The 6,206-nt window shown below is 72.1% G+C and carries 3 protein-coding genes; 2 read left to right on the top strand and 1 reads right to left on the bottom strand.

The genetic code is table 11. The features are described 5' to 3' along the window. Positions 1 to 56: 56 nt before the first annotated feature. Positions 57 to 974 carry an MBL fold metallo-hydrolase gene (locus ACFXAM_RS37190; RefSeq protein ID WP_380298176.1) on the bottom strand — a complete coding sequence of 306 codons (918 nt, stop codon included), beginning with the start codon at positions 972 to 974 and terminating at the stop codon, positions 57 to 59. 259 nt (positions 975 to 1,233) lie between these two features. Here ACFXAM_RS37190 and ACFXAM_RS37195 point away from each other — a divergent pair, with 259 nt between their 5' ends. Together ACFXAM_RS37195 and ACFXAM_RS37200 are read left to right on the top strand one after the other, a co-directional pair. After that, positions 1,234 to 5,073 carry an endonuclease/exonuclease/phosphatase family protein gene (locus ACFXAM_RS37195; RefSeq protein ID WP_380298178.1) on the top strand — a complete coding sequence of 1,280 codons (3,840 nt, stop codon included), beginning with the start codon at positions 1,234 to 1,236 and terminating at the stop codon, positions 5,071 to 5,073. Positions 5,074 to 5,238: 165 nt separating this feature from the next. Continuing rightward, positions 5,239 to 6,114 carry a ribosome-inactivating family protein gene (locus ACFXAM_RS37200; protein ID WP_380298180.1) on the top strand — a complete coding sequence of 292 codons (876 nt, stop codon included), beginning with the start codon at positions 5,239 to 5,241 and terminating at the stop codon, positions 6,112 to 6,114. Positions 6,115 to 6,206 lie beyond the last annotated feature (92 nt).

Here is a 6,206-nt window from a genome sequence, read left to right on the forward strand (position 1 = left end):
AAGCCGGCGGAGTCGGCCGGCTTCCCGCGCACCAGGGGGTGTCCGGGGCGGGGCGGTCAGTAGTCCCAGACCACCGGCACGAAGCGGAAGGTGCCGCTGCCGGCGTCCGCCACGTGGCAGACGGACGGGAAGGGCAGGTGGCTGGCCATCAGCTGCCCGCCGGTCTCGGCCAGTTCGGTCAGGAGACGGGTCCGGATGCGGGCCGACTCCTCGGGGTCGTGGTCGAAGCCGTTGTGCCAGTCGGGCTTGTCGAACCCGCACTGGAACACGGCGTCGCCCGCGAACGTCAGCCGGTCGCCGCCGGACTCCAGGCGGATGATGCTGTGGCCGGGGGTGTGACCGCCGGTGCGGCGGATCAGGACGCCCGGCGCCACCTCGTACTCCTTCTCGAACGGCCGCAACTGGCCCCGGTACACGTCGAGGAACCGCGAGGCGGTCGTGCGGAGCACGTCCGGCACCGGTGCCGGCATGTCGGTGCGCGAGAAGTCGGGCGCCGCCCAGAACTCGGCCTCCGCCGCCGCCAGATGGACCCGCAGGTCCTTGCGCAGCCGGCCCCGCAGCCCCTCGACGAGCAGCCCGCCGATGTGGTCCATGTGCAGGTGGGTGAGCACCACGTCGGTCACCGACGAGGGGGCGATCCCGGCGGCGTCCAGGCGCGCGGCCAGCTGCCCGGCCCGCGGGAAGCCCGGGAACTCCGTCCCCAGGCCGGAGTCGACGAGGACGGTCCGGCCGCCGCTGCGCACGACGGCGACGTTCAGCGGCCAGTTGATCGACTCCAGCGGCAGGTACATGTCCCCGAGCCAGGCCTTCAGCTCGGCCGGGGCGGCGTTGGTGGCCAGCGTCGTGGGCGAGATCGGCAGCACCCCGTCGCTGATCACCAGCACGTCGATGTCACCGACCTTCAACGCGTAGCGCGACGGGACCGGTTCGTCGCCCACCGGCGCGTCAAGGCGGGCGGGGCTGCTCTGGATCATGGGTGTTCTCCTTGCGAAGGGTCGGTCGGCGGCCTCGACGGCGCCACCGCGGGCCGCGCCGTCCGGTCACCCGTACAGACCGGGCAGCGGTCCGGTCTGTGACAGCCGCCCCGGTTCCGCAGCCGCGCGGCCTCCCCGCACCCGCCGGCGCCTCACGGCCGAAGGTGACGTTCTGTCACATCGGCCGGTCCCTACCGGTCTTCCTGAAGTAGCAGGCGCCTTTCGCGCCCGGCACGACGCCACAGGAAGACGAGGCCCCGTGAAACTCCGCCGACCAGCAACGGCCCTCCTGGCCGCCCTGCTGATCCCCTTCGCGGCACCGGATCCGGCCACCGCGGCCCCGGCGCCCGCCCCACCGCCGCTCTCCGCCCCGACCGCGACCACGACCGCGACCACGACCGCCGACGCTGCCGCGACCGCCGACGCGGAGGAGCCCGACCTCAGCTACGCCAACCGCACCGCCCCGCCGATCGGCATGCCGGACTGGTCGCACGTCGGCTACCGGGACGGGCAGAACCTGCCGCGCGGCGAGTCGGCCCTGACCGAGGACGCCACCTGCCGCGTCTCCCCGCAGAGACTCGCCGACGGCTACGGGGTGCGCCCGGACGACGGGGCCGACGACACCGCAGGCCTGCAGCGCGCGATCGACGACATCAAGGCCCAGTGCTCCCCCAAGGCCGACTTCAACCGCCTCTCCCTCATCGAACTGCCCGCCGGCCGGGTCGACCTGTCCCGGCAGATCTACGTCGACGCCGACTTCCTGACCCTCCGGGGGAAGGGATCGGGCGCGGGCGGCACCCGGCTGGTCTTCCGCCCCGACCTCAGCACCCGGTACGACACGGTGGTCAACGGCCGCTGGGACCAGGACTCCATGGTGGCCGGGACCGGCAGCGACGTCGGCACCGGCGGCTGGATGTGGCCGGGGCGCGGCATGTTCCGGGTCCAGACCCGGGAGGTCGCCGCCCGCTACCAGGACGACTGGGCGGCGGCCACGACCGTCCCCATGCGCAAGGACATCTTCGAGGGCAGCGTCAACCAGCACTGGGTCTCCGGCCTGAAACTGGCCGCCCAGGACGGCGACCCGGGCTACTCCGCCCGGAAGGGGTCGTCCGTCGTCCGGCTGGACGCCAAGGTCGACATGAACAAGTTCCGCACCGGCGGCTACGTCTGGGTCGGCGCGGCCAACAGCAGGAACTTCTACGCGCAGCAGGGCATCACCGACCCGAGCATGATCGAGGCGCTCCACATGCGCCAGCAGATGTTCAAGGTCGTCCGCGTCGACGCCGGCGCGAAGACGGTCACCCTGGACCGTCCGCTGGAGTGGGACCTGCCGGTCAACTCCGAGTCGGACGGCTCGCCGCCGATCAACGGCAGCGGCACCCCGTACGCCAGCAAGATCACTCCGCTGAAGGCCGTCGAGGGCGTCGGCTTCGAGGACTTCGCGTTCACCCAGGAGATGGACGGCCTGCCGAAGATCGGCGGCCAGGAGACCTACCACCTGACGCCCGAGCAGGCCGTGCACAACTACGGCAACCTGGCACCCGAGTACGCGATGCACGGCATCGTCTTCAAGTGGGCCGCCAACAGCTGGGCGCGCGGGCTGAACGCCGAGATGACCGGCTCGCACCCGATCGTCACGGAGAACGCCCGCAACCTCCAGATCGAGCACAACACCTTCGACGGCGCCTGGAACAAGGGCAAGGGCGGCAACGGCTACCTGCGCGGCAGCCGGGTCTGGAACTCCCTGTGGGCCCAGAACGTCAGCCGCAACCTGCGCCACTTCACCTTCCAGTGGTCGGCCGGCGGCAACGTCGCCTTCCGCAACGACCTCGACTCCGACCTCAACCTGCACGGCGGGTGGGAGCACAACAACCTCTTCGAGCAGAACACCCTGCGGATCCCGTACGAGCACCGCTCCGGCAGCTGCCAGGCCAACTGCGGCGGCGAGGGCGGCGAGATGGACGAGGGGACGTGGTACCCGATCTGGTGGGCGGCCGGCCCCAAGGCGGGGAAGTGGTCCGGCTCCTCCGGGCCGCAGAACGTCTTCTACAACAACACGATGCTCAAACAGAGCACCCCGGGCGGCCCGTTCGAGCCGTACGGGCCCTACGGCACCCGGGCCGGCACCGCCTTCCAGTTCGGCTCCGACAGCGAGGAGCCGGACAGCTTCCAGCCGCTCGGCCAGGGCGGGCAGGCCATCGCCGACTGGACCGGCCGCGAGACGCTGGACTACACGGGCCAGGGCGTGGTCCCCCTGGACGTGGGAAAGCGCCACTCCCTGTTCCTGCGGTACACCGGCGGCGAACTCGACCCCCGCACCGACGCCAAACGCAAGGTGATCACCTGGAACATGCGCGGCCAGCGCGTCACCGACTCGAACAACAACTCCGACAAGTGGCAGGTGAGCGTGCGGGACATGGTCAACGAGCACCGGCCCGACGCGATCCTCCTCCAGGAGGCCGGCGCCCCGCCGTTCCCGCTGGGGATCAACTCCCCCCACATCCAGATCCCGCAGACCACGTACCACCGGCAGACCGTCCAGGGCGCGTACATCGACACACCCCCCGTCCGCGAGTACCCGCACACCGTGGCCGGGGTCAGCGGCTACCTGTACTGGCTCCAGACGGACACCAACCCCACGGGCATCGGCCAGATGAACCTGGCCATCTGGACGCAGCAGCGGGCGTTCGACCCCGCCGACCCCACCGGAGCCGGGCGGATCTTCGTCGTCCCCTCCGGCTCCGGAACCAGCTCCCGGCCGGCGCTCGGCGTGCGGATCGGCGAATCGATCTACTTCACCGTGCACATGGACACCGGAGGCGGACAGAACGCCACCACCCTGCTCAACACCGTCAGGAGCCGCGTGTTCACGCCGCAGCGGCGGTCCACCGCCGTCTTCGGCGACTTCAACACCGATCTCACCGCGTTCCGGCGGAGGATGCGCGCCCAGTGGGACATCCAGGGGGTGGAGGGTCACACCTTCCCGGTCAACGACACCCGGCCCCCGATGAACTACGACTTCGGAGCCATCGCGGCCCGGTACGGGGAACCGAACCTTCGCTTCGACAGCGCCGAACGGGTCGACTCCGTCTTCACCTCGGACCACTTCCCCGTCCTCTTCACGCTGATCCTCCCGCCGGGCGACACGCCGCCGACGCCGACGCCCGCGCCGACGTCCACGTCGAAGCCCAAGCCGAAGGGGGACCGCACCGCCCGCTCCGCCAGGACGACCAACGCGCCCTACCCGACCAGCAAGCCCGGCAGCGGCACGGGCAGCGGAGGCCGGAGGCTCGGCTCCCGGCCGCTCAACCGCGACACCCGTGCCATGGCGACCCTCGTCCTGGAGCCGGCCGCCGACCACCGGGGCCAGTTCCGCATCCTGCACCGGATGACCCGCACCTACCTGACCCAGGAGTTAGGCCTGCTGAACGCACCGGCGGTGCTGCTGCCCGAGGGCGACCGGGGGCTCACGCAGGTCTGGAGCCTCGTCGACATGGGCGACGGCACCTGGACCGTGCTGAACGCGGAGACCGTACAGGTGCTCGCCGCCGTCGACGGGCCCGACGGCGAGGAGGTGGTGCTCCGCGACTTCGACGTCACGGACGCCTCCCAGCGGTGGTTCTTCCAGGACCCCGAGACCGAGGCGCTGGACGTGGACGAGCTGCTGCGCCAGGACGACGATCCGCAGGACCTGGTGGTCGCCGCGCCGACCAGCACCGCCCCCGGCCTCCCGCTGGACCTGGTGGTCGACGGCCACGGCCCCCGCGAGCAGTTCACCACCGTCTCGGCGGGCCGGATCGGCGAGGACCACTGCTACTACCTGGTCAACAACGGGCGGTACGTCAACACCTCCGCCGCCGGCCAGTACCCCCTGCCCGACACGCTCCTGACGCTGGACGCCTTCCGGCCCGACCACCCCAGCTACCTGTGGTGCACCGACACACCGGACCGGCACGCCACCGCGGGCGTGCGGCTGACCCAGCGTGCGGCCGACGGCGGGCCGCTGTACCTCACCTCGCGCGGGAACGCCCGGGGGCTCGCGGTGACCGGGAGCCCGGCCACCGCGGACCTGTGGACCTGGCAGGAGGTCCCCCGGTGAGCCGCCCGGGCGGACACCCGGTACGGCCCGACGCGAGCCGACCGATCGGCTTCTGACGCTTTGTCACAGAACGGGGGCGTTCCCGGTCTTCCTCTGCGGGAGCGGGAACGCCCCCTCCGACGCCGGGCCCTCGGGTCGCCGGCACCCATCCACCGGGAGTACCGAATGACGACAGCAGTTCTCCGACGCCGCGGGGTCCGTGCCCTGCTGGCCTTCGCCGTGGCCGCGGCGGTCGCCGTCCCGGGCCTCGGGGCCGCGTCCCCGGCCCGGGCGGACACGCCCGACGGCACCACCAAGGTCGTGGAGGTGAAGCTCGACTACAACTACACCGGGGGCAACGTCGCCGGGTACCACACGGCGCTCATCCGCCTCCGCCAGGCGGCGGGGCGGCAGTTCCGCGACGACGACGTCTACATCACCCAGGCCACGCCGCCCGGCCTGATCGCCCTGCGGCTCCAGGACCGCGACGGCAACGAGCTGTCGAGCCTCTACTTCAACCCGGCCAACCTCTACGTCGGCGGCTTCCGCACCAGGAGCGGCAAGCTGTACGCCTTCAACGACGCCTCGGAGAACGTGCGCACCGAGATGGGCCGCGGCGGCCAGGTGAACACGCTGGGCTTCGGCGGCAGCTACGGCTCGCTGATCTCCACCGCCGGGGACGAGCCGACGGTCGAGTGGCTGAACGGGTTCATCGGCTCGGCCGAGACGGTCGGCAGGGCCGACCAGTCGATGGGCGACGCGGCCGGGCGGGCGAGCGTGGCCCGGTCGCTGCTCAAGCTGATCGGCGCGTTCTCGGAGGCCGCCCGGTTCACCGACTTCCGCGACACCTGGGACCCGGTCGTCGCCGGGCGCAACGGCGGCGCCTTCTTCGAGATCTCCAACACCCGGCTGCGGGCCCTGCGCGGCGCCTGGGGTGCCATCTCCCAGTTCGCGATCGACCTCACCACCGTCCCGTCCACCCCTCCGCTGACCGTCAACGGCGTGGGCACGTTCGCCACCTGGCAGGACGTCCGGGACCACCTGCGGGTGATCCGCCGATAGCGGGCCCCGCGGCCTCCCGGCGGCAGCCGGGGCGGACGGGCGGGGCGGGGGCGGCGCACGGACGGCCGCCCCCCCTCCCCCCCTCCCCCTAG

This window comes from Kitasatospora sp. NPDC059462, from assembly GCF_042749955.1.
GTDB lineage: Bacteria > Actinomycetota > Actinomycetes > Streptomycetales > Streptomycetaceae > Kitasatospora.

Bases quoted from the DNA above. Each gene is read 5' to 3' on its own strand.
- ACFXAM_RS37200 (WP_380298180.1), top strand. From the start codon at position 5,239: ATGACGACAGCAGTTCTCCGACGCCGCGGGGTCCGTGCCCTGCTGGCC.
- ACFXAM_RS37190 (WP_380298176.1), bottom strand. From the start codon at position 974: ATGATCCAGAGCAGCCCCGCCCGCCTTGACGCGCCGGTGGGCGACGAA.